Origin of the sequence: Xanthomonas sp. 1678, assembly GCF_031455575.1 — a bacterium.
Classification (GTDB): Bacteria; Pseudomonadota; Gammaproteobacteria; order Xanthomonadales; family Xanthomonadaceae; genus Xanthomonas_A.
The window spans coordinates 86,265-108,767 of sequence record NZ_JAVDSZ010000001.1 but is presented as its reverse complement, the minus strand read 5'-3'; the positions used below and the strand labels follow the sequence as shown (position 1 = coordinate 108,767).

23 protein-coding genes, 5 tRNA genes and 1 other RNA gene are annotated in these 22,503 nt (G+C 69.0%); 7 read left to right on the top strand and 22 right to left on the bottom strand.

Features of this window, described 5'->3' with window-relative positions; genetic code table 11:
* Window position 1: 1 nt before the first annotated feature.
* Window positions 2-322, bottom strand: coding sequence for a YbaB/EbfC family nucleoid-associated protein (locus tag J2Y70_RS00605; RefSeq protein ID WP_263110614.1), 321 nt, complete (start codon window positions 320-322; stop codon window positions 2-4).
* A gap of 5 nt (window positions 323-327) precedes the next feature.
* Window positions 328-2,187 (bottom strand): DNA polymerase III subunit gamma/tau, encoded by a 1,860-nt coding sequence (gene dnaX, locus J2Y70_RS00600; RefSeq protein WP_309912242.1) that lies wholly within the window; start codon window positions 2,185-2,187, stop codon window positions 328-330.
* A gap of 239 nt (window positions 2,188-2,426) precedes the next feature.
* Here dnaX and J2Y70_RS00595 point away from each other — a divergent pair.
* Both J2Y70_RS00595 and ffs read left to right on the top strand, forming a co-directional pair.
* Window positions 2,427-2,519: transfer RNA gene (locus J2Y70_RS00595), tRNA-Ser, on the top strand.
* Between the two features lie 99 nt (window positions 2,520-2,618).
* Window positions 2,619-2,715, top strand: an RNA gene (gene ffs / locus J2Y70_RS00590) — signal recognition particle sRNA small type.
* A 202-nt stretch (window positions 2,716-2,917) separates the two neighbouring features.
* Here ffs and J2Y70_RS00585 read toward each other — a convergent pair.
* The 8 genes from J2Y70_RS00585 to J2Y70_RS00550 all read right to left on the bottom strand — a co-directional run bounded on the left by J2Y70_RS00585 (window position 2,918) and on the right by J2Y70_RS00550 (window position 7,437).
* Complete coding sequence (locus J2Y70_RS00585; RefSeq protein ID WP_309912240.1) at window positions 2,918-3,229, bottom strand: hypothetical protein; 312 nt, start codon at window positions 3,227-3,229, stop codon at window positions 2,918-2,920.
* Window positions 3,230-3,291: 62 nt separating this feature from the next.
* A complete protein-coding gene (locus J2Y70_RS00580) occupies window positions 3,292-3,720 on the bottom strand; it encodes a molybdenum cofactor biosynthesis protein MoaE (protein WP_263397480.1) in 429 nt (142 codons plus the stop codon).
* Between the two features lie 3 nt (window positions 3,721-3,723).
* Window positions 3,724-3,969 carry a MoaD/ThiS family protein gene (locus J2Y70_RS00575; protein ID WP_263397479.1) on the bottom strand — a complete coding sequence of 82 codons (246 nt, stop codon included), beginning with the start codon at window positions 3,967-3,969 and terminating at the stop codon, window positions 3,724-3,726.
* Window positions 3,966-4,481 carry a cyclic pyranopterin monophosphate synthase MoaC gene (moaC, locus tag J2Y70_RS00570; RefSeq protein WP_263397478.1) on the bottom strand — a complete coding sequence of 172 codons (516 nt, stop codon included), beginning with the start codon at window positions 4,479-4,481 and terminating at the stop codon, window positions 3,966-3,968. The genes J2Y70_RS00575 and moaC overlap by 4 nt, the downstream gene beginning before the upstream one ends.
* Before the next feature lie 31 nt (window positions 4,482-4,512).
* Window positions 4,513-4,890 carry a nuclear transport factor 2 family protein gene (locus J2Y70_RS00565; protein ID WP_309912236.1) on the bottom strand — a complete coding sequence of 126 codons (378 nt, stop codon included), beginning with the start codon at window positions 4,888-4,890 and terminating at the stop codon, window positions 4,513-4,515.
* Between the two features lie 5 nt (window positions 4,891-4,895).
* Window positions 4,896-5,936 carry a GTP 3',8-cyclase MoaA gene (moaA, locus tag J2Y70_RS00560; RefSeq protein ID WP_309912234.1) on the bottom strand — a complete coding sequence of 347 codons (1,041 nt, stop codon included), beginning with the start codon at window positions 5,934-5,936 and terminating at the stop codon, window positions 4,896-4,898.
* Entirely contained in the window at window positions 5,933-6,688 is a 756-nt protein-coding gene (locus J2Y70_RS00555) for an MBL fold metallo-hydrolase (protein ID WP_309912232.1), read from the bottom strand. The genes moaA and J2Y70_RS00555 overlap by 4 nt, the downstream gene beginning before the upstream one ends.
* Window positions 6,688-7,437: a 3-deoxy-D-manno-octulosonic acid kinase gene (locus J2Y70_RS00550; RefSeq protein WP_309912231.1), complete on the bottom strand. Its 750-nt coding sequence runs from the start codon at window positions 7,435-7,437 to the stop codon at window positions 6,688-6,690. The genes J2Y70_RS00555 and J2Y70_RS00550 overlap by 1 nt, the downstream gene beginning before the upstream one ends.
* A gap of 20 nt (window positions 7,438-7,457) precedes the next feature.
* Here J2Y70_RS00550 and J2Y70_RS00545 point away from each other — a divergent pair, with 20 nt between their 5' ends.
* A complete protein-coding gene (locus J2Y70_RS00545; protein ID WP_309912229.1) occupies window positions 7,458-8,507 on the top strand; it encodes a glycosyltransferase family 9 protein in 1,050 nt (349 codons plus the stop codon).
* A 198-nt stretch (window positions 8,508-8,705) separates the two neighbouring features.
* A complete protein-coding gene (locus J2Y70_RS00540) occupies window positions 8,706-8,963 on the top strand; it encodes a DUF2798 domain-containing protein (RefSeq protein ID WP_309912227.1) in 258 nt (85 codons plus the stop codon).
* 60 nt (window positions 8,964-9,023) lie between these two features.
* Here the strand turns inward: J2Y70_RS00540 and J2Y70_RS00535 are convergent, their stop codons facing one another.
* Together J2Y70_RS00535 and J2Y70_RS00530 are read right to left on the bottom strand one after the other, a co-directional pair.
* Window positions 9,024-9,428 (bottom strand): DUF6165 family protein, encoded by a 405-nt coding sequence (locus J2Y70_RS00535; protein ID WP_263397471.1) that lies wholly within the window; start codon window positions 9,426-9,428, stop codon window positions 9,024-9,026.
* 118 nt (window positions 9,429-9,546) lie between these two features.
* Window positions 9,547-9,637 (bottom strand) — tRNA-Ser (locus J2Y70_RS00530).
* Window positions 9,638-9,832: 195 nt separating this feature from the next.
* Here J2Y70_RS00530 and J2Y70_RS00525 point away from each other — a divergent pair.
* Entirely contained in the window at window positions 9,833-10,537 is a 705-nt protein-coding gene (locus J2Y70_RS00525) for a PP2C family serine/threonine-protein phosphatase (RefSeq protein ID WP_263397470.1), read from the top strand.
* A gap of 178 nt (window positions 10,538-10,715) precedes the next feature.
* Here the strand turns inward: J2Y70_RS00525 and dnaQ are convergent, their stop codons facing one another.
* Genes dnaQ through J2Y70_RS00510 form a run of 3 tightly spaced genes read right to left on the bottom strand, consistent with a single transcriptional unit; the run spans window position 10,716 to window position 12,619 of the window.
* Window positions 10,716-11,456, bottom strand: a complete 741-nt coding sequence (gene dnaQ, locus J2Y70_RS00520) for a DNA polymerase III subunit epsilon (RefSeq protein ID WP_309912224.1) — start codon at window positions 11,454-11,456, stop codon at window positions 10,716-10,718.
* A gap of 32 nt (window positions 11,457-11,488) precedes the next feature.
* Window positions 11,489-11,947, bottom strand: a complete 459-nt coding sequence (gene rnhA, locus J2Y70_RS00515) for a ribonuclease HI (protein ID WP_053841401.1) — start codon at window positions 11,945-11,947, stop codon at window positions 11,489-11,491.
* 12 nt (window positions 11,948-11,959) lie between these two features.
* Window positions 11,960-12,619 carry a class I SAM-dependent methyltransferase gene (locus tag J2Y70_RS00510; RefSeq protein ID WP_263397468.1) on the bottom strand — a complete coding sequence of 220 codons (660 nt, stop codon included), beginning with the start codon at window positions 12,617-12,619 and terminating at the stop codon, window positions 11,960-11,962.
* Window positions 12,620-12,631: 12 nt separating this feature from the next.
* Here J2Y70_RS00510 and gloB point away from each other — a divergent pair, with 12 nt between their 5' ends.
* Together gloB and J2Y70_RS00500 are read left to right on the top strand one after the other, a co-directional pair.
* Entirely contained in the window at window positions 12,632-13,399 is a 768-nt protein-coding gene (gene gloB / locus J2Y70_RS00505) for a hydroxyacylglutathione hydrolase (RefSeq protein WP_263397467.1), read from the top strand.
* Window positions 13,396-14,616, top strand: a complete 1,221-nt coding sequence (locus J2Y70_RS00500; RefSeq protein ID WP_309912220.1) for a transglycosylase SLT domain-containing protein — start codon at window positions 13,396-13,398, stop codon at window positions 14,614-14,616. The genes gloB and J2Y70_RS00500 overlap by 4 nt, the downstream gene beginning before the upstream one ends.
* A gap of 832 nt (window positions 14,617-15,448) precedes the next feature.
* On the opposite strand, the gene J2Y70_RS00495 is transcribed toward J2Y70_RS00500, so the two are convergent.
* The 7 genes from J2Y70_RS00495 to clpX all read right to left on the bottom strand — a co-directional run bounded on the left by J2Y70_RS00495 (window position 15,449) and on the right by clpX (window position 22,439).
* Complete coding sequence (locus J2Y70_RS00495; protein ID WP_309912218.1) at window positions 15,449-17,440, bottom strand: peptidyl-prolyl cis-trans isomerase; 1,992 nt, start codon at window positions 17,438-17,440, stop codon at window positions 15,449-15,451.
* A 180-nt stretch (window positions 17,441-17,620) separates the two neighbouring features.
* A tRNA-Asp gene (locus J2Y70_RS00490) sits at window positions 17,621-17,697 on the bottom strand.
* 116 nt (window positions 17,698-17,813) lie between these two features.
* A tRNA-Asp gene (locus J2Y70_RS00485) sits at window positions 17,814-17,890 on the bottom strand.
* A gap of 27 nt (window positions 17,891-17,917) precedes the next feature.
* Window positions 17,918-17,992: transfer RNA gene (locus J2Y70_RS00480), tRNA-Val, on the bottom strand.
* 11 nt (window positions 17,993-18,003) lie between these two features.
* Window positions 18,004-18,321: an HU family DNA-binding protein gene (locus J2Y70_RS00475; protein ID WP_228320647.1), complete on the bottom strand. Its 318-nt coding sequence runs from the start codon at window positions 18,319-18,321 to the stop codon at window positions 18,004-18,006.
* A 183-nt stretch (window positions 18,322-18,504) separates the two neighbouring features.
* On the bottom strand, window positions 18,505-20,976 hold the full coding sequence (gene lon, locus J2Y70_RS00470) for an endopeptidase La (protein WP_309912216.1): 2,472 nt from the start codon (window positions 20,974-20,976) through the stop codon (window positions 18,505-18,507).
* A 176-nt stretch (window positions 20,977-21,152) separates the two neighbouring features.
* Window positions 21,153-22,439, bottom strand: a complete 1,287-nt coding sequence (gene clpX / locus J2Y70_RS00465) for an ATP-dependent Clp protease ATP-binding subunit ClpX (RefSeq protein WP_003468538.1) — start codon at window positions 22,437-22,439, stop codon at window positions 21,153-21,155.
* Window positions 22,440-22,503 lie beyond the last annotated feature (64 nt).

Below are 22,503 nucleotides of genomic sequence, written 5' to 3'. Positions count from 1 at the left end.
GTCAGAACGGCAGCTTCATGCCCGGCGGCAACTGCATGCCGGCGGTGGCCGACCCCATGCGCTGCTTGGACTCGGCATCGATCTTGTTGGAGGCATCGTTGAAGGCGGCGGCGATCAGATCCTCGGCCATCTCCTGGTCGGAGAGGATGCTCGGATCGATCCGCACCTTGCGGCATTCCTTGGCGCCGGTCAGGGTCACGCTGACCATGCCGCCGCCGGCCGTGCCGGTGACTTCCAGCTGGGCCAGTTCTTCCTGCGCGCGCTGCAGGTTTTCCTGCATCTTCTGCGCCTGTTGCATCAATTGGGCGATGTTGCCACGCATGCGTTCTACTCTTCGTATGGGCGGATGGAATCGGGAACGACCCGCGCGCCTTGCTGCTGGAGCAGCGCTTGCACCGCCGGGTCGCGCATGAACGCGGTCTCGGCCGCATTCTGGCGCTCGCCGCGTTGCCGGTGCGAGCGCTCGTGCAGGGTCTCGGCATCGACTTCGATGCCGCTTTCGATCACGATCTTCGGCTTGCTGCCCAGCGCATCGGCCAGCGCCGTGGCCAGTTCGCCGAGCGAACGTTCGGACTGCAGGTATTCGAAGCCCGCCGACAGCGACAGCCGCAGCACGCCCTCGGCGTGGCTGACGAAGGCCGCGTTGGCCGCCAGCTGCCGCGACGGCCCGGTCAGGCCGCAATCGGCGACCAGCTCCAGCCAGTCCTCGGCCGCGTGCAGCACGCGCGGCGTCGCGCTTGCAGACGGCGGCGTGCGCGTGGCCGCGGCCAGCGGCGGCACCATCGCCATTTCCGGCTCGGCCACAGGCACAGGCGCCGGCGGCGCGGTGTTGGTCGCTGCCGGCGCGGCCTGCGCAGGTGCCGGTGGTGCCGCGGTGTCCCACGGCGGATCCAGCACTGCGGCCGTCGCAACCGGCGCAGGCGTCGGCCTGGCAGCGGCGGGTGTCGGCGCGGGCGCCATCATCGGTGCGACGGGCGCCGCGACCGTGGCAGACGGCGCCGCGACGCTTGCCGAAGCGGCGGCCGGTGCCGCGGCCACCGGCGCCGCAGGCGTACGGCCTTCGGTCGTCGTGCCCGACCCGGACGCGGCCGGCAACGGCGCCGCGCCGGCCGGGCGGAACGCGAGCATGCGCAACACCGCCATCTCGAATCCGGCGCGCGGGCTCGGCGCCAGGTACAGGTCGCGGCGCCCGTTCAGCGCCATCTGGTACCACAGCTGCACGATTTCCGGGCGCAGGCGCTCGGCGAACGGCGCCGGATCGAGACCGTCCAGACCCGCCACCGCCGCGGCCGGCACCAGCTGCCGCACCTGGATCCGGTGCAACGCCTCGGCCAGCGCCTCCAGCACCCCGCCCCAGTCCGGCGAGAACTCGGCCAGCGCGGCGACCACCTGCAGCAGCCGCTGCCCGTCGCCATCGGCCAGCGCCTCGAGCATCGCCCCGACCTGGGTGCGGTCGACCGTGCCCAGCATCGCCCGCACCACGTCGTCGCGCAGCGCGCCGCCGGCGTAGGCGATGGCCTGGTCGAGCAGCGACAGGCCGTCGCGCAGGCTGCCGTCGGCGGCCTTGGCCAGCTGCACGATCGCCGAGGCATCGACCTCGATCTGCTCGGCGGCCAGAATCCTGGTCATCTGCCCCTGGATCTGCTCCTCGTCCAGGCGCTTGAGGTTGAACTGCAGGCAGCGCGACAGCACCGTCACCGGCAGCTTCTGCGGGTCGGTGGTGGCGAGCAGGAACTTGACGTGCTCCGGCGGCTCCTCCAGCGTCTTCAGCAGCGCGTTGAACGCCGCCTTGGACAGCATGTGCACCTCGTCGATCAGGTACACCTTGAACTTGCCGCGCGAGGGCATGTACTGCGCGTTCTCGATCACCTCGCGCACGTCGTCCACGCCGGTATTGGACGCGGCGTCGATCTCCAGCAGGTCGATGTAGCGGCCGGCATCGATGTCCAGGCACGCCGGGCACTGCCCGCACGGATCGGCGCTGGTGCCCTGCTCGCAGTTCAGCGACTTGGCGAAGATGCGCGCGATGGTGGTCTTGCCGACGCCGCGGGTGCCGGTGAACAGGAACGCGTGGTGCACGCGCCCGCTGTCCAGCGCATTGGTGAGCGCGCGGACCACGTGTTCCTGCCCCACCAGCTCGGCAAAACGCTTGGGGCGCCACTTGCGGGCGAGAACGAGATAGGACATCAGGCAACCGTCTTCATCTGAACCGCCATTGTGCCACGCCGCGCCAGTTCGATCGTTCAGCGGCGGCGCCCGGACCGGCCCGTCGCCGCGGAGCCCGGACGACGACCGGCCGGCAGTCTCCCGCAATCCGGGCCGGCGCCGCAGCACGCCCCCGCCTCCGCAAAGCGCCGTCCTTGTGAACGGCGCCCGCGACGGCTAGAATCCCGCCCCTGCCGTCGGCTAGTCGCGCCGGCAGGCCCGGAGAGGTGTCCGAGTGGTTGAAGGAGCACGCCTGGAAAGTGTGTAAGCGTCTAAACCGCGCTTCGGGGGTTCGAATCCCCCTCTCTCCGCCAGATTCGAATTGCGCTTCCCTCGCAGGGTTTCTTCGCCACCGGCGAAAGAACTCAAAGGGAAAGACCGCGCCACGGCGCGGTTTCGTCTCTATGGTGGCCCCGTCGGCCCCTCGCGACGCTAGGTCGAAAACTCCGCCAGGGCCGGAAGGCAGCAACGGTATCGATCGACGCGGGCGCCGAGGTCAGCCGGCGGGGTCGCCACCCTTTCCTGAAAACACATCCGCCAGATAAAATGCGGTCACTTCGACCGGATGGTGCTGGCAAGCTGCGGCTGTGTCCCGCGCCATGCCGCAAGCGTCGATCCTGGCCAGTCATTGGCACCGGCCGTGGCGACGGCGCAACCATCACCGCAACGGCAACATTCCCACGGCGCGTATCGATCGACGCGGGCGCCGAGGTCAGCCGGCGGGGTCGCCACCCTTTTTCTGAAAACACATCCGCCAGGTAAATGCGGTCACTTCGACCGGATGGGTTCTGGCAAGCTGCGGCTGTGTCCCGCGCAGTGCCGCAAGCGTCGATCCTGGCCAGTCGTTGGCACCGGCCGTGGCGACGGCGCAACCATCCCCGCAACGGCAGCATTCCCACGGCGCGTATCGATCGACGCGGGCGCCGAGGTCAGCCGGCGGGGTCGCCACCCTAATCTCTTCGAAGAACGCCACACCGGCCAATTCGTGCGCCCATGGCGCGTGCATGCGCTTGCCGGTCGCCACGTCTCGTCAGGTCATCGCCGCGATATCGGCGCCTGCCGATGGCCCAGCATCCCGGGCCTGCCCTACGCCTCCGGATGCAGCCAGCCGGCGTCGCCCTCGCGGTAGCGCTCGTGCTTCCAGATCGGCACCCGCGCCTTGACCTCGTCGATGACGTAGCGGCACGCGTCGAACGCCGCGCCGCGATGCGCCGCGACCACGCCGACCCAGACCGCCAGGTCGCCGATCGCCAGGTCGCCGACGCGGTGCACGCAGCGCAGGTCGAGGATGTCGAAGCGGGCCAGCGCTTCGTCGGTGATGCGCCAGCCTTCGGCCTCGGCCAGCGCCGCGTAGGCTTCGTAGCGCAGGCCGTCGACTGCGCGGCCGTCGTTGTGGTCGCGCACCCAGCCCTCGAAACTGGCATAGGCGCCGGCCTGCGCGTGCGCCAGCGGCGCGCGCAACGCGGCGATGTCCAGGGCGCTGTCGGCAAGATGGAACCGCTGCGGCGTGGACATCGCTCAGCCTCCCGAGACCGGCGGAATGAACACCACTTCGCTACCGTCGCGCGGCGCCTCGTCCCAGCTCACGAAGGCGCCGTCCACGGCCACGCGCAGGCGTTGCGGCGGCCAGCGCAGGCCGTGCCGCGCGTCGAGTTCGGCATACAGCGCGCGCAGGTCGGCGGCCGCGGTGCGCACCTGCTCGCGCTCGCTGCCGGCCGCCTCGCGCAGGCTGGCGAAATACAGCACGGTCACCTGCACGCTCATGCCGCGCTCCCGACGTCGCGCTTGCCGCCGCGTTTGCCGAGCAGCCGCACCGGGCCGATGGTCATCGCGTGGGTCAGCGCCTTGCACATGTCGTAGACGGTCAGCGCGGCGATGCTGGCGCCGGTCAGCGCCTCCATCTCCACGCCGGTGCGGTGCACGGTGCGCACCGTGCATTCGATGCGCAGCACCTGCGGCGAGGCCCAGTCGATCGCGAAGCGGCAGCCGTCGATCGGCAACGGGTGGCAAAACGGGATCAGTTCGTGGGTGCGCTTGACCGCCATGGTGCCGGCGATCACCGCGGTGTCGACGATGCCGCCCTTGGCGCTGCGCAGCGCGTCGGCGCGCAATTGCGCGGCCACCGCGGCGGGAAAGCGCACCCGCGACTCGGCCACCGCGACGCGCGCGGTGACTGCCTTGGCCGAGACGTCGACCATCGTTGGCAGACCTTGCGGGTCCAGATGGGTCAGCGTCCTGCTCGCCGCGACGGCGTATTTGGCCTGTTCTTCGCTCATAGGCTGCGCTGCCGCTCCCACGGCACCATGCTCAGACATTGCCGGACATCGGCGTGCCCTGGTGGAACAGCATGCGCCATTCGCCGTCGCGGCAGCGCCACAGCGAACTGCGCAGCGCATGCCGTACCGGCACGCCGTCGCCTTCGTGGCGCTCGCTGCGGTAGCGCAATTGCGCCAGGTCCGGCGCCAGCCAGCATGCCTGCAAGTCGAACGCGCGATAGCGGACCGCGCCGGCCTCGGCCGGCAATGCCTGCAGCAGCGCCGGCTTGTCGATGCAGCACCCGGACGCGCCGAACTCGACGAACGCCTCGTCGAGCAGCGCCGATACCCGCGCGACCGAAGCGCGCGTCGCCGGCTCCAGCAACTCCAGCTCGAGCGCGAACAAGCGGTTTTCCAGCGATTTGTCCATGCCGCTCATCCGCCGATCAGGAACATCTCGACGTGCTTGCCGCGCGCCGCGCGCGCGTCGCCGCGCAGTTCGCTGTAGCGGTCGCCGCGCTGGCCCCACAACGCCCGCACGCGCTCGGCCAGCGCGTCCTCGCCGCCGCCCAGCGACGGCTTCAGGTCGGTGCCGGCGGCGGCGAACAGGCAGGTGTAGAGCTGGCCGTCGGCCGAGACCCGGGCGCGATGGCAATCGCCGCAGAACGGCGCGCTGACCGAGCTGACGAAGCCGATCTCGCCGCCGCCGTCGACGAAGGCATGGCGCGCGGCGACTTCGCCGGCGTAGTGCGGATCGAGCGCGCGCAACGGCCAGCGTTCGGCGATGCGCGCGTGCAGTTCGGCCGAAGGCACCACCCGTTCGCGGCGCCAGGCATTGCAGGTGCCCACATCCATGTACTCGATGAAGCGCAGCACGTGGCCGCTGCCGCGGAAGTGCGCCAGCAGCGGCAGCACCTGGTCGTCGTTGATGCCGCGCTGGACCACGCAATTGATCTTGACCGGCCCCAGGCCGGCGGCCACCGCAGCGTCGATGCCGGCCAGCACCTGCGCCACCTCGCCGCGGCCGCCGGACATATGCCGGAAGGTCGCCGGGTCGATCGCATCCAGGCTCACCGTGACCCTGCGCAATCCGGCCTCGCGCAAGGCCTGCGCGTGCCGCGCCAGCAGCGAGCCGTTGGTGGTCATGGCCAGGTCGTCCAGGCCCGGGATGCGCGCCAGCCGCCGCACCAGCTCGGGCAGGTCGCGGCGCAGCAGCGGCTCGCCGCCGGTCAGGCGCAGCTTGCTGACGCCGTTGCGCACGAACGCGCGCACCAGGGTCTCGAGCTGCTCGAAGGACAGCCGCGAGGACGCGTCGAAGCCGTAGTCGTCGGGCACCTTGTCGGCCGGCATGCAGTAGCCGCAGCGGAAGTTGCAGGCCTCGATCACCGACAGGCGCAAATCGCGCAGCGGCCGCCCCAGCCGATCCAGCGGCGTGGCCGGCAGCGGCGGCAGCGGCGGGCGCAGCAGCGCGTTCATGGCGCCGGCACCTGCGGCGCGCGCGGCGCGTCCAGGGCCACGCATTCGCCGGGCCGCGCGACGCGGTGGCCGCGCGCGCGCAAGGCCTGGGCATCCTCGGCGCTGGCGTAGTGGTACAGCATCATGCGTTGCCGCAGCTCGGCGGGATATTCCCGTTCCAGGTCGTCCACGCCAGTATGCGACGGATTGCCGTGAAGGCCGCAGTCGTGCGCGATCAGTTCGCCGTCGTTGGCGTAACGGCTCAGCATTTCCGGGATCGGCCGGGTATCGCCGCTCCATACCAGCGCGCCGGGCAGGCGCAGCCCGTAGGCGGTTTCCGGCCAATGGTGGCGCACCGGGAACGCTTCCAGCCGCACCCCCTCGTGCCAGAACGCCTCGCCCACCGGAACCAGCTGGAACGCGTCCCAGAAGTTGGCGCCGCCCTCGGCCAGCGCGTTCGGGTAGTCGCCGACCCGCTTGTGCAGCAGCGGCACCACCGGCGCCGGCACGTACAGCCGCACCTTGCCGCGCCGCGCCGAGAAATACGCGTCCACGAACAGCCGCTCGAACCCGGCCACGTGGTCCAGGTGCACATGGGTGACGAACAGCGCCTGCGGCATCGCCCGGTAGTGCGCCTGGTAGGCGCTCAGGCCCTCGCCACCGCAGTCGATGCTCAGCCACGGCGCGCCGTCGCGCTCGATCGTGGCCATCGGCGAGCCCAGTTCCACCGCCGACGCGTTGCCGACGCCCTGGAAGCGCAGCGCCCAGGCCATCAGTAGCCCCGGTTCCAGGCCAGGTCGTAGGCGCGGCGCAGGCGCGCGTAGTCCTTGTCGACCTCGTCGACGCTGCGCTCGCCGCGCAGCTTCAGCAGCGAGCGGTGCAGGCGCTTGAGGTTGCGCTCGCGCCAGCGCGTGGCCGGAATGCGCAGCACGCCGCGGTCGAAATCGATCATCCAGCCACGGCCGTTGCCGTCGAACAGGATGTTGTGCGCGTTGAGGTCGGCGTGATCCAGCCCGGCGCGGTGGAAGCGCGCGATCAGCCGCCCCGCCTCCTCCCACGGCGCGCCGCGGCCGGCGACGTGGGCGCGATCGGCCAGCGAGCGCACGCCCTCCAGCCGCTCCATCAGGATCGCCGCGCGGTAGCGCAGCCCCTGGCGCAGGTAGCAGGCGGCCAGCGGCACCGGCACCGGCAGCTTGCGTGCGATCAGCGCGCGCATCAGCCGGAATTCGGCGAAGCTGCGGGTGCGGTCGGCGCCGGACCAGAAGTAGCGATCGCGGCTGAGCTTGGCGACCAGGCCGCCGCGCCGGTATTGGCGCAACACGCTGGCGCCGAACGGGGCATCGACGAACCAGGCGCCGCCGCGGCCACCCTCGTCCACCGGCCGCGCGCGCTCGGCCCAGTGCGCGGCGGAGAACAGCGCCGGCTCGGCTTGCCGCAGTCGCTGGCGGTCGAACAGAATGGCGCCATAGCCGCGTCCCTCGCGGTACGGCGTCAGCGCTTCGGTGGCGTCGAATGCAACCATTCAGCGAGTCTAACAACACCATGGCAGCAACGCTCCCTTCGCTGTGCCTGTTGCGCCTGTCGGCGCTGGGGGACGTGACCCACGTGGTGCCGCTGGTGCGCACCCTGCAGCGCGCCTGGCCCGACGCACCGCCGCTGCACTGGATCATCGACAAGGCCGGGCACAAGCTGCTCGACGGCCTGCCCGGGGTGGTGTTCCATGCCTACGACAAGCGCAGCGGCGTGGCCGGCATGCGCGCGCTGCGCCGCGAACTGCCGCCGCAGCGCTTCGATGCGCTGCTGCAGATGCAGGTGGCGCTGCGCGCCAACGTGCTGTCCGCGTTCGTCCGCGCACGCCGCCGCATCGGCTACGACCGCAGCCGCTCCAAGGACCTGCACGGCCTGTTCGTCAACGAACGCATCCCCGACCGCCCCGGCATCCACGTGCTCGACGCGATCGGCAGCTTCTGCGAACCGCTGGGCCTGCGCCAGACCGAGGTGCGCTGGGACCTGCCGATCCCGGACGATGCGTACGCCTGGGCGCAGGCGCAATGGCCCGACGACGGCCGCCCGGCGCTGCTGATCTCGCCCTGCTCCAGCCACGTGCGCCGCAACTGGTACGCCGACCGCTACGCCGCGGTCGCCGACCACGCCGCCGCGCAGGGCTGGCGGGTGGTGCTGTGCGGCGGGCGCAGCGAGCTGGAGCGCAGCACCGCCGACGCCATCGTCGCGGCCGCCCGCGCGCCGCTGCTGGATCTGGTCGGCCGCGACACGCTCAAGCAGCTGCCGGCGCTGCTGCAGCGCGCCGCACTGGTGATGACCCCCGACTCGGGCCCGATGCACATCGCCAACGCCGTGGGCAGCAAGGTGCTGGGCCTGCACGCGGCCAGCAACCCCCGCCGCAGCGGCCCGTACTCGGACATCCGCTACTGCGTGGACAAGTACGACGCGGCGGCGCGCAAGTTCCTCGGCAAGCCGGCCGAGCAGCTGAAATGGGGCAGCAAGATCGAGTTCGACGAGGTGATGGCGCTGATCGGCGTGGACGAGGCGATCGCCGCGTTCGAGCGCTATCGCACCGACCAAGGCATGTAGGCCGGCTTGTGCGCCGGCCGAGCGCGGCCTTACCATGCTGGCGCGCGTTCGCCACCACTTCGGTCTGCGGACGCCGCCGTAAGCGTTTACGTCAAGCAACGCGCCAACCGCGCCGGATTCGTCCGGGGCCGTTTCCCGCCAGCGCCTCGGCGCCTGCGGGTGGCGCCTTTGCTTCGACCGGCTTACGGAGTTCGCACCATGTCCCGTTCCCCTCGGTTTTTCCCGCGCAAACTGCATTCCCGCCATGCCGGCTGGGTGATGCCGCTGTTGTTGTCGATCCTGATGACCTGCGTGGTCTCGATGATCAGTACGCTGCGCACGGTCGGCCTGGCGCCGGGCGTGTACACGCTATGGCTGGGTGCCTGGGCGTTGTCGTGGCTGATCGCCTTTCCCACCCTGCTGCTGGCATTGCCGCTGGTGCGTCGGCTGACCGGACTGCTGGTCGCCCGCACCTGACCGTCCACACCCGGCCGCACCGATCATCCGGGAGGCGACGACGCCTCCCGGATGTTTTCCTCAGGTCGCCGCGCCGCGGTAGTCCTGGTAGGACTTCTCTTCGACGTAGCTGGAACCCAGCGCCAGGTTGATCTCCTTCTTGAGCCGCGCGCGCTCGTCGTTCTCGTAGTACACGCTGCGCGCGAGCTTGATGAACTCCTCGTCGAAGGCCTGCGCCTTCTCCTTGATCCGGATCTCGTCCTCGATCACCCACAGGCGCTCGTTGACCGCCTTCAGCTCCAGCCGCAGCCGGGCCACGTCGCCGCTGGCGGCCGGATGCGCCATCCAGGTCTTTTCCAGCGCCGACAGCTCCGCGCGCACGTTGGCCAACTTGGCCGCATCGCCGATGCGCTCGGACTTGATCTGCAGGATGGCGATCTTGTCGAGCAGTTCGCCAAAGGACACGGGGGCCAGAATTTCGGACATGGGAACACCCAAGCGATAGTTGAGAGGAAGTGTAACGGGCAGGCCTTAACGCCATGTCGGCGCCGCATGGCGAGCGCCGTCAAAAGACAAAAGGCCCCTGACGGGGCCTTCTGAAAACTGGCGGGAAGGGGGGGATTCGAACCCCCGAGGCGCTATAAACGCCTGCCTGATTTCGAGTCAGGTACATTCAACCGCTCTGCCACCTTCCCGGGTGGTCCCCGGCGGACCGGGGGCGTGCATCATACGGTCCCTGCCGCGCGCGGACAAGCGCCGCGTCGCCCGGTAGCGCCCGTACCCCCATGAACCCCGCCTGCCCTGCGGCACGGCCAACGATTGCCTGATGTCCGCTTGGCCGCGATGATGCCGTTTGAATGACAGGACGCCGGGCCGGCCGCGGGCACGCAATGATCGAATTCGGACACCTCACCCACGTCGGCCTGCGCCGCGAGCTCAACGAGGACACCTATTACGGCGACAACGAGCTCGGCCTGTGGCTGGTCGCCGACGGCATGGGCGGCCATGCCTGCGGCGAGGTCGCCAGCGCGCTGGCGCGCGAGGCCATCGTCCGCGAGGTGCGCGGCGGCACGCCGCTGGCGCAGGCGATCCGCATCGCCGACGAGGAGATCATCCGCGCCTCGCGGCGGCGCAACGACAGCTTGCCGATGGGCACCACGGTGGTCGCCGCGCGGGTGCAGGGCAACCGCTTCGAGGTGGCCTGGGTCGGCGACAGCCGCGCCTATCTGTGGCGCGACGGCAAGCTGGCCCAGCTCAGCCAGGACCACAGCTACGTGCAGGAACTGATCGCACAGGGCGCGCTGACCGCCGAGCAGGCGCGCGCGCATCCGCACCGCAACGTGGTCACCCAGGCGCTGGGGGTCACCGATCCGCTGCACCTCAACGTGGCCACGATGACCGGCGAACTGCGCCCGGGCATGCAGCTGCTGCTGTGCAGCGACGGGCTGACCGAGGAAGTGGACGATGCCGGCATCGCCGCCACCCTCGGCCACGACGACTGCAGCGCGCAGGAATGCGTGGACACGCTGGTGGCCGCCGCGCTGGACGGCGGCGGCTCGGACAACATCACCGCGATCCTGGTGCGCTGCCACTGAGCCGATGCGCCGATGCCCGCGCTTGTCGGCGCAGGCCGGGCCACGGCAGGCACGCGCGATTCGCGGCTGCGCTCAGCGCGCGCTGCGCCCCACGCTCGCCGCGATGGCCGCGCCGGTAGCTGGCGGGGCAAGCCCGAAGCAGCGCCAGCGAACGATCGTCTGCACGACGTCGCCCCGCTCAACCGGCCACGGCCTCGGCCAGCACCGGCTCGGCCTCGTCCCACAGCGCACGTCCGGCCTTCTTGCGCAGCTTTTCCAGCCGCGCCTGGTGCGCTTCCAGCTCCGACGCGGTCGGCAGCACCCGCGGCCGCGGCAGCAGCATCGCCATGTCGAACGCCGCGCGCTGGCCATCTGCGTGGTCGCCGGCGCGGTCGTCGGCCAGGGCGAAGCCGATCTCCTCCTGGCCCGAGGTCAGCGCGATGTAGACGTCGCTGAGGATCTGCGCATCGAGCAGCGCGCCGTGCAGTTGCCGGTGCGAGTTGTCCACGCCCAGCCGCTTGCACAGCGCGTCCAGCGAATTGCGCTGGCCCGGGAAGCGCTCGCGCGCCAGCAGCAGCGTATCGATGACCGTGGCGCGGTCGAGGATGCGCCCGTAGGACGCGCCCAGCCGCGACAGTTCGTAGTCGAGGAAGCCCAGGTCGAACGAGGCGTTGTGGATGATCAGTTCGGCGCCGTCGACGAACGCCAGGAATTCGTCCACCACCTCGTGGAATTCCGGCTTGTCGGCCAGGAACTCCAGGGTCAGGCCGGTGACTTCCTGGGCGCCGGGTTCGAAGTCGCAGTCCGGGCGCAGGTAACGGTGGAAGTTGCGCCCGCTGGGACGGCGCTCGAGCAGCTCCACCGCGCCGATTTCGACGACGCGGTTGCCCTTCTTCCATTCCAGGCCGGTGGTTTCGGTATCGAGGATGATCTGACGCATGTCGCTCGCTGCAGGATGGATCGTGGAAAGGATCAGGACGCGACCGCGGCGCCGCCGGCGCGCACCCGCAGCGCCTGGTTGCGCGCCAGCACGTCCACCCGCTCGTTGTCCGGATCGCCGCTGTGGCCCTTGACCCAGCGCCAATCGATCGTGTGCCGCTGCGCGGCGGCGTGCAGCCGCTCCCACAGGTCGCGGTTCTTGACCGGATCGCCGCCGGCGGTCTTCCACTGCCGCCGCACCCAGCCCGGCATCCATTCGGTGATGCCCTGGCGCACGTACTGCGAATCGGTATGCAGCACGATCTGGCACGGCTCGCTGAGCGTCTCCAGCGCCATGATCGCGGCCATCAGCTCCATGCGGTTGTTAGTGGTGTGCGCCTCGGCGCCGGCCACTTCGCGCTCCAGGCCCTTGTAGCGCAGCAGCGCGGCCCAGCCGCCGGGGCCGGGATTGCCGAGGCAGGCGCCGTCGGTATGGATATCAACAGTCTTCATGTACGTCCAGGATCAGATGGAAGCGGCCGAACCGCGCCAGCGTACCGGCGCGCGCAGCGGAATGGGGCCGATGCCGGCGGCGGTGCGTTTTTCTGCCTGCAGCATGCACACCGCGCGCAACGGCGCGCCGGACGTCGCCGCCGCGATGCCGCCACGGGTCGGCCACACCGGCCCGAGGTAGCGCAGGCGCTCGACGCACGGCAGCCCGGCCTGCGCCAGCAAGCCGCGCCAGCTGCCCGGCGGCCGCGCCACCAGGCCCTGCCGGCGCCAGCGCAGCCGGTACGGGCTCATCGCGTTCAGTGCGAACAGCCAGATGCGCCCGCCCGGCAGCAGCACCCGCTCGCATTCTTCCAGCAACGCGGTGGCGTCGGCACCCAGCACGTGCTGCAGCACGATCGCGTTGACGCTCTCCGACGGCAGCGGCAACGGCAGCGTGCACACCAGGTCGCCGGCATAGCCGTGCGCGGTGCGATGCAAGCGCACGCCGCGCCCGGGCAGCTCGCGCGCCAGCGGCGCGAACGGCACCGGCGCCAGCCACAACCAGGGCTGTGCGGGGCGAGCGAGCAAGGCGTCCAGGATCAACGGCTGCTCGGCCTGCAGCAGCTGTTGCGCCACCGCCGTATCAAACCAGGATGAGACGGCGGCTTGACGGGGGAACGGGGCGGCAGGCATGGTGCCAATTCTATGCGACTGATCGCCCTGCCCGCATTCCAGGATAATTACATCTGGGCGATCGCCGCCGCGGATGGCCGCGCCGTGCTGGTCGACCCCGGCCAGGCCGAGCCGGTATTCGAGGCAGCCGCCCAGGGATTGCAGCCATCCGCGGTGCTGCTGACCCATCATCACGACGACCACATCGGCGGCGTGGCGGTTCTGCGCGAGCGCTGGCCGGACCTGCCGGTGTTCGCCCCGGCGGACGAGCCGCGGATCCCGCTCGCCAGCCAGCACGTCGGCGACGGCGATGCGGTGCAGGTGCTGGAATGGGAGTTCCGGACCCTTGCCGTGCCTGGGCACACCCGCTCGCATGTGGCCTATGTCGGCCATGGCCACCTGTTCAGCGGGGACACGCTGTTCAGCCTAGGCTGTGGGCGCATGTTCGAAGGTACGCCCTCCCAGATGTTGGGTTCGCTGCAACGGCTGGCCGCCCTCCCGGGCGCCACGCTGGTGTGCTGCGGACACGAATACACCCTGGCCAATGCGGCATTCGCCGTCACGGTCGATCCCACCAACGCTGCCTTGCGGCAGCGCCATCAGGAAGTCCAGGCCATGCGTCACGCTGCCCGTCCCACTGTTCCCGTCACCCTCGCCAGCGAAATGGCGACCAACCCGTTCCTGCGCACCGCCTCGGCGGCGATCCAGCAGGCGGTCGCCGCCCGGCTCGGCCGCGGCGCGCGCGACGAAGTGGAGGTATTCGCCGAATTGAGGCGCTGGAAAGACGATTTCCGCGCATGAGGTCGCTGCTGTTGAGCGCGGCGCTGACGCTGACCATCGCGTCGGCGACTCCTTCCGCGACCGCGGCGGCGCCGGTCGGCGCCGCACTGGAGCAGACCCTTGCCGGGCTGAATGCGCTGCCGACGGACGCTGCGGCGTTGCCGCCGGCGACCACGCGTAACGGCCATACCATCCTGGCCAACTTCCGCGACGGCCTGGCCGACGCGCAATGTGACAGCAGCGCCACCGACGCGCGCTGGAAACAGCAGTTTGCGCGCGCGCCGGCGCGCCTGGCCAACGAGGACGAGGACGTGTTGCCGCTGTTCGGCTACGTGGTCGACGAATTGCGTGCCGCCGACCTGCCGACCGAATTCGCGCTGATCCCGTTCGTCGAGAGCGGCTATCGTCCCGCCGCACGCAACAGCGGCGGTCCGGCCGGACTGTGGCAGTTCATCGCCGGTACCGCCCGCAACCACGACGTCCCGGTCGAAGGCAGCTACGACGGGCGCCTGTCCGCGGTGGATTCCACCCGCGCCGCGGTGCGCTACCTGAAGACCCTGCACGGCATGTTCGGCGGCGATTGGCGCCTGGCGATCATGGCCTACAACGCTGGCGAATACCGCGTGCTGCAGTCGATGCGCCGCGCCGGCATGAACGCGCAGAACGCGCAACCGGCCAAGCTGCCCGGGTTGTCGCCGATCACCTACGCCTACGTCGAGAAGCTGCACGCGCTGGCCTGCGTGCTGGAGCAGGCGCAGAGCCGCGACGAGTGGATGGCCTCGCTGGACCGCGAGGTGCCGATCCTGCAGGCGCGCACCCTGCCCGCCGGCATGGCGCTGGACGACTGGGCGCGCCAGCAGGCGCTGCAGGGCGACCGGATCGCGCGCCTGAACCCGGCGCTGGGCAGCGGGCGCAACAGCAAGCGCGCGCTGCCGGTGCTGGCGCCGGTCGGCAGCGGCGGCAGCGCGGCCACGGCCGCCGCCGACGCGCTGGCGGCGACGCAGGCGCAGGTCGAGGCGCCGGCCGTGCGGACCGTCGCCAGCGTCGGCGAAGCCGCAACGCCGCGGATCCGCTCACGCACGGCTGCGGCGCGCCGCACCCACACCGTCCGCGACGGCGACACCGCCTGGACCATCGCCAAGCGCTACGGCATCACCGTGCAGACCCTGCTGGCGAAGAACGGCCTGTCCGCGCGCAGCGTGCTGCGCCCGGGCATGGTGCTGAGCTACGAGGAATAGGCCGCCCTCCCGCTGCGGCGGGATCGATGCGCTGCGGCAGGACCGACGAGACCGCGACAGCGGCGACCGCCAGCGCTGCCACCGTCAGCCTACGCAAGAAGCCACTTGTGGGAGCGACTTCAGTCGCGACGGGCTTTATCGATAAAGCCTACGCGACTGAAGTCGCTCCCACAGCATGGCGAACAGCTGAGAGATGAAACGAGAAGTCTCAGCTTCCACATTGGCCAGTGCCGCAGCCCAAGGCAGGCGTGGCCGCCATTGCATCGCCGCTGACGTCGTCCCCACCGCATGGCGAACAGCCGAGAGAACGCTTAAGTCGCAAGCGCTCCGCAATAGCGCGCAGCGAACGCCCGAAGCCGGCCTTGCCCGACACATCGCTGCGGCGATGGACGCCATCATGGCCAGCGGTAATCGGCATCGGCATCGGCATCGGCACCGATGCTGCCGCCTAGCGCAGGCGCGACAGCCCTGGGCGTGCGTCATACACGCGCACCGGTAACCCGCACGCACGCGTCAGCGGGCCACACCTCGCACGCTGGCGCTTCCTTCTCCCCTCGGGAGAAGGTGCCCCGAAGGGGCGGATGAGGGTACGACGTACCGGCGCATGCACGAAGCACATGCACACTTCCTTGCCGGCCTTCCGACCTGCCGCAGCGACAGCGTCACGACGCATGATCGCGCAACACATCACCGCACATCCGAATGTCCCAAGTGCTCCCGTGCTCCCTTTGCCCGGAGTGCCGAGTGCCTCAAGTGCCCGCAGTGCAGGCCCCACAAACGAACAAGCCCGGCAATGCCGGGCTTGTTCGCATCATGCATCGGCAAGCGGCAGTTACAGCTGCGCTTCCTGCACGGTGACCTTGTAGCGCTTGCGCATCGCGTCGACGTAGGCCTTCGCCGCGGTGGCGCCCTCGATCTGGCCCAACTGCTGCTTGAGCGTGGCCTGCTGCTCTGCCGGCACCTTGCTCAGGTCGCCCGGATTCACCTTGTTGACCACGAACAGCGCGTAGCGCTTGGCGCCGCCCGGGATGCCGTTCGCCGACAGCTCCACCTTGCCCACCGACGGCTTGCCCGCGGCCGGCGGCGGCGCGCTGAAGATCGCGCGATTGGCTTCCGGACTCGGCATCGGCACGGTGCGCGGCAACCCCGGCATCGGGTTGAGCTGCAAATTCTCTGGGCCGGCCAGCGCCTGCAACGTCTCGCCCTTGCGCAGCTTCTCCAGCAGCGCATCGGCCTTGGCCGCCGCCGCCTTGGCGGTGCGATCGGCATGCACCGCAGCGACCACCTGCTCGCGGACCTTGGCCAACGGCTGGGTCTGCTCGGGCAGGTGCTGGGTGACGCGGATCATCACGTTGTGGTTCGGCCCCAGCGTGATCGGATCGCTGACCGTGCCGTCCTGCACCAGCGTGTCGGAGAACGCCGCACGCAGCACCGCCGGCTGCGCAGCGACGCCACTGGCGTCGGCGCGCGAGAACGGCCCCAGGGTCTGCACCGGCAGGCCCACTTCCTTGGCCGCCGGCGCCAGCGCGGTCGGGTTCTTGTAGACCAGGTCCACCAGCCGCCCGCTCAGTTCGCTGAAGGCCTTCTCGTTGTCGGCCTGAAGCTGCTCGCCGGCGAGCTGGTCGCGCACCTGCTCGAAGCTCTTGCCCTGGCCGCCCTTGATCTCGCGCAGCTGGATCACGTGGTAGCCGAACTCGCTCTTCACCGGGCCGATGATGTCTCCGGCCTTCATCGCGAACAGCGCGTCGTCGAACGGCTTGACCATCGTGCCCTTTTCGACCCAGCCCAGGTCGCCGCCGGCGTTCTTGGAGCCCGAATCCTCGGAATTGGCGCGGGCCAGCGCGGCGAAGTCGGCGCCCGGCTGCTTGGCCTCGGCGACCAGCTTGGCGGCCTTGGCCTCGGCCGCCTTCTGCGCTGCGGCGTCCTTGCCGGCGCTGATCAGGATGTGCGAGGTCAGGCGCTGGTCGGGTTCGACGAAGCGCGCCTTCTCCTCCTCGTAGCGCTTGCGCAGCGCCGCCTCGTCGGCCGGCTTGGCCGGCGGCAGCTTGGACGCGTCCAGTTCGACGTATTCGATCGACACCCGCTCCGGCTGCTTGAAGTCGGCCTGGTGCGCGTCGTACCACTGCTGCACCTGCGCGTCGCTGACCGGCGTGGTGTCGGCCGGCTGCTCCGGCAGCAGCGCCAGGTCCACGTCGCGGGTCTCGCTCAGCATCTTCAGCAGGCGCTCGGTTTCCTGCTGGGTCGCGAACGCCGATTCCATCAGCGCAGACGGGATCAGCGACTGCTGCAGGCCATCGCGCACCATCTGGTCGAACATCGCCGGCGTCCGCGGCGGCGTGCCCGAAGCCAAGGCCAGGCGGTAACGCTCGGGATCGAACTTGCCGTCGTTCTGGAACGCCGGAATGGTGCTGATGTAGTCGCGGATCGCCGCATCGCCGATGACCACGCCGGCCTGCTCGGACGCCAGCTTCACCACTTGCTCGTCGATCAACTGGTCGAGCACCTTGCGCTTGTTGTCGGCGCTTTCGAACTCGCGCGGGTCGAAGTTCTCGCCCTGTTGCTGCCGCTCCTGCTGGCGCGCTTCCTCGAAGCGCGCGCGGAACTGCTCCGTGCTCACTTCCTGGTGGCGCCACAGCAACGAGGCCGGCCACCACGACGGAGCCGACGCCCACCACGACGGCGGCGCCTGCACCTTGGCGACGTTGTTGGCACCGACGCCACCGAGGTAGCTGCCGTCGATGACGAACAGGAACGGAATCATCAACAGGCCGATGATCGCGGTGGCGATCCAGCCCGAGGTCTTTTCGCGGAGTTTCTGCAGCATTGGTTGGGAACCGAGGCCAGGTGGCGAGCCGCGCAGTTTAACCCGCTTCACGCCCTGCCGCGGAATGGCGTACCGCAGGGGCCGCGCGCCACGGACATCCGCGGTCCGCCCGGCTGTCGCCGGCAACGCCTTCCGGAAAAAAAGAAACCCCCGATCGCTCGGGGGTTTCGCGTACAAAACTGGCGGAGTGGACGGGACTCGAACCCGCGACCTCCGGCGTGACAGGCCAGCATTCTAACCGACTGAACTACCACTCCGCTTTTTGAACGGAGGCAGGCGCAAGGCCCGCAATCTCTGGGTATCGGCGCAGCGCAGAACGCGGCGGATGCTTCGAGAAACGAAACCCCCGATTTCTCAGGGGCTTCGGTGCAACTGGCGGAGTGGACGGGACTCGAACCCGCGACCTCCGGCGTGACAGGCCAGCATTCTAACCGACTGAACTACCACTCCGCTTTTGAAACTTGTCGCTCGGTGCTCTGGTGGGTGCTGAGGGTTTCGAACCCCCGACCCTCTCCGTGTAAAGGAGACGCTCTACCGCTGAGCTAAGCACCCTAGCGAGTCGATTAGTTTACGGCATCCTTCAGCGCTTTGCCAGCCTTGAAGGTCGGATTCTTCGACGCGGCGATCTTGATCGAGTCGCCGGTCTTCGGGTTGCGGCCGGTGCGCTCGGCACGGTCGCGCACCTGGAAGGTGCCGAAGCCCACGAGGGTCACGCTGTCGCCCTTCTTGAGCGCCTTGGTGACTTCGGATACGAAGGCGTCGACGGCGCGACCGGCTTCGGCCTTGGAGATATCGGCAGCGGCGGCGATAGCGTCGTTCAGTTCGGCTTTATTCATTTCTTGATGACTCCATGTGCGGCAGAAAACCGCGGAATTGAGGATCGGGTGTCGGCTTGGCCTGCCTCGTCCGGGACGAGGCCCCCGATTGATTTTTCACTACCAAGCACGCCCGTTCGCAGTGCTCGCAAGTCGTGCATTTATACCAGCGGCCTCGTACCCGCGCAAGCCGAAAAGCCAGCAACGGCGCGGGTTTGAGCCACTTGGGCGGGTGCGGTTCAGCGCTTTTCAGTGCTTGACGCGCGCGTTCGGGGATGCTTTCGGCTTGGGCTTGCGCCGCACCGGCGCCTGCTCGCCATCGGCCGCGGCCTTGGGCTTGAGCGGCGTCTCCAGCGCCAGATCCAGCACTTCGTCGATCCACTTCACCGGCACGATCTTCAGGTCGCGGGTCACGTTGTCCGGGATGTCGGCCAGATCCTTGCGGTTCTCTTCGGGGATGATCACCGTGCGGATGCCGCCGCGCAGCGCCGCCAGCAATTTCTCCTTGAGCCCGCCGATCGCCGAGACGCGGCCGCGCAGCGTGATCTCGCCGGTCATCGCCACGTCGGCCTTGACCGGCACCTTGGTCAGCATCGACACCAGCGAGGTCACCATCGCGATGCCGGCGCTGGGGCCGTCCTTCGGCGTGGCGCCATCGGGCACGTGCAGATGCACGTCGTGCTTCTGCAGGAAGTCGACCTCGATGCCGAGCCGCTCGGCGCGCGAACGCACCACCGACAGCGCCGCCGATGCCGATTCCTTCATCACGTCGCCGAGCTGGCCGGTCAGGATCACCGCGCCCTTGCCCGGGACCAGGGTCGACTCGATCTGCAGCAGATCGCCGCCGACCTCGGTCCAGGCCAGGCCGGTGACCAGGCCGACCTCGTTCTGCTCCTCGGCGCGACCGAAATCGAAGCGGCGCACACCCAGGTACTTGTCCAGGTTCTTGGAACCGACACTGACGCGCGCCTTGTCCTTGCGCGCCGCGCCCTTCTTCGCCACCGCCTTCTTGGCGACCTGCGCCTGCGGCCCGGCCAGCGCGATCTCCTTGACCACCTTGCGGCAGATCTTGGCGACCTCGCGCTCGAGGTTGCGCACGCCGGATTCGCGCGTGTAGTAGCGCACGATGTCGCGGATCGCGTCGGCGGCGATCTCCAGCTCGTCGCCCTTCAGGCCGTTGGCCTTCAGCTGCTTGGGCACCAGGTAACGCATGGCGATGGCGAGCTTCTCGTCCTCGGTGTAGCCGGGGATGCGAATCACCTCCATGCGGTCGAGCAGCGGGCCGGGGATGTTGAGCGAGTTGGAGGTCGCCACGAACATCACTTCCGACAGGTCCAGATCCACTTCCAGGTAGTGGTCGTTGAACGCGTTGTTCTGCTCGGGGTCGAGCACTTCCAGCAGCGCCGAGGACGGATCGCCGCGGAAGTCCATCGACATCTTGTCGATCTCGTCGAGCACGAACAGCGGGTTCTTGCTGCCGACCTTGTTGAGGTTCTGCACGATGCGGCCTGGCATCGAGCCGACGTAGGTGCGCCGATGCCCGCGGATTTCCGCCTCGTCGCGCACGCCGCCGAGCGACATGCGCACGAACTTGCGGTTGGTCGCCTTGGCGATCGACTGGCCGAGCGAGGTCTTGCCAACGCCGGGCGGACCGACCAGGCACAGGATCGGGCCCTTCATCTGCTTCACCCGCGACTGCACCGCGAGGTATTCGAGGATACGGTCCTTGACCTTCTCCAGGCCGTAGTGATCGGCGTCCAGCGTTTCCTGCGCGACCTTCAGGTCCTTGCGCACCTTGCTGCGCTTCTTCCACGGCACGCCCAGCAGCCAATCCAGATAGTTGCGCACGACCGCGGCCTCGGCCGACATCGGCGACATCTGCTTGAGCTTGTTGAGCTCGGCCTTGGCCTTGGTCTCCACCGGCTTGGGCATGCCCGCCTCGGCGATCTTGCGCGCCAGCTCTTCCAGTTCGCCGGGCGCGTCGTCGAGATCGCCCAGCTCCTTCTGGATCGCCTTCATCTGCTCGTTGAGGTAGTACTCGCGCTGGCTCTTCTCCATCTGCGACTTGACCCGGCCGCGGATGCGCTTCTCCAGCTGCTGCACGTCGATCTCGCCGTCGACCAGGCCGACCAGCATCTCCAGGCGCTCGCCCACTTCCAGGGTTTCCAGCAGGCGCTGCTTGTCCGACAGGCGCACGCCGATGTGCGCGGCGATGGTGTCGGCCAGGCGGCCCGGCTCGTCGATGCCCGCCAGCGTCTGCAGCAGCTCCGGCGGCAGCTTGCGGTTGGTCTTGACGTACTGCTCGAACAGCGACATCAGCGAGCGCGCGATCGCCTCGACCTCGCGCTCCTCGCGCGACTCGGCGGCCTCGATCTCGCTGCCTTCGCCCTGCAGCGCGCCGTCGCGCTCGACCACCTTGTCGACGCTGACCCGCGACAGCCCCTCGACCAGCACCTTGATGGTGCCGTCGGGCAGCTTCAGCAGTTGCAGGACCTGCGCCAGGGTGCCGACGTTGTACAGGTCGGCGGCCACCGGATCGTCGGTCTCGGCGGATTTCTGCGCGACCAGCAGGATGCGCTTGTCGGCCTCCATCGCGTGCTCGAGCGCGCGCATCGACTTGTCGCGGCCGACGAACAGCGGGATGACCATGTGCGGGAAGACCACGACGTCGCGCAACGGCAGGACCGGCAGGTCGAGGACTTCGGATTTGGACTGGGCCATGAGGGTTCCGATGTGGGGTGCGGGAATGCGTAAAAGGCGGGCATAAAAATGCCGATGGCCCCGTTATGGGGCCATCGGCTGGATGATGCAAGGGCAGCGAAAAAGCCCCTTTTCTTTCAACCGCTTAGCAGGCCGCGAAGACCACGGCGGGACAGCGCCGCGGCCTCACCCGAGCCTCACTCGGCGGACGCCACCTTCGGCGCCGGCGGCGGGGTCTGGTAGATCAGGTACGGCTCGGACTTGTGCTCGATCACCGACTCGTCGACCACCACCTTGCTGACGTTTTCCTGCGACGGCAATTCGTACATCGTGTCCAGCAGCACCGACTCGACGATGGTACGCAGGCCGCGCGCGCCGGTCTTGCGCTTGAGCGCCTTCTTGGCGATGGCCAGCAGCGCGTCGGGCCGGAATTCCAGCTCCACGCCTTCCATCTCGAACAGCTTCTTGAACTGCTTGGTGATCGCGTTCTTCGGCTCGGTCAGGATCCGGATCAGCGCCGGCTCGTCCAGCTCCTCGAGCGTGGCGACCACCGGCAGGCGGCCGACGAACTCGGGGATCAGGCCGAACTTGATCAAGTCCTCCGGCTCCACTTCCGCCAGGATCTTGCCGACTTCGCGCTTGCGCTCGGAACTCTTCACCTTGGCGCCGAAGCCGATGCCGCCGACGTCGTTGGAGCGCTGCTGGATCACCTTGTCCAGGCCGGCGAACGCGCCGCCGCAGATGAACAGGATGTTCTTGGTGTCCACCTGCAGGAATTCCTGCTGCGGATGCTTGCGCCCGCCCTGCGGCGGCACCGAGGCGACCGTGCCCTCGATGAGCTTCAGCAGCGCCTGCTGCACGCCTTCGCCGGACACGTCGCGGGTGATCGACGGGTTCTCGCTCTTGCGCGAGATCTTGTCGATCTCGTCGATGTAGACGATGCCCTGCTGCGCCTTGTCGACGTCGTAGTCGCACTTCTGCAGCAGCTTCTGGATGATGTTTTCCACGTCCTCGCCGACATAGCCGGCTTCGGTCAGCGTGGTCGCATCGGCGATCGTGAACGGCACGTTGAGCAGTCGCGCCAGCGTCTCGGCCAGCAGCGTCTTGCCCGAACCGGTCGGGCCGACCAGCAGGATGTTGGATTTGGCCAGTTCGACTTCGTCGTTCTTCTGGCGGCTCTCGATGCGCTTGTAGTGGTTGTACACGGCCACGGCGAGCGTGCGCTTGGCGCGCAGCTGCCCGATCACGTACTGGTCCAGCACCTCGAGGATTTCCTTGGGCTTGGGCAGGCTGCTGCGTGCGGACTGCGCCTTCTCCTCGAGTTCCTCGCGGATGATGTCGTTGCACAGCTCGACGCATTCGTCGCAGATGAACACGCTCGGCCCGGCGATCAGCTTACGGACCTCGTGTTGACTCTTGCCGCAGAACGAGCAGTACAGAATCTTGTTGCTGTCGCCGGAACGGCCTTGCCGGTCTTCGCTCATTGCTTCGCTTACCCAGTTACCCCACCCGATGAACGGGGGTTCGATTTCGAGAATAGCACAGGGC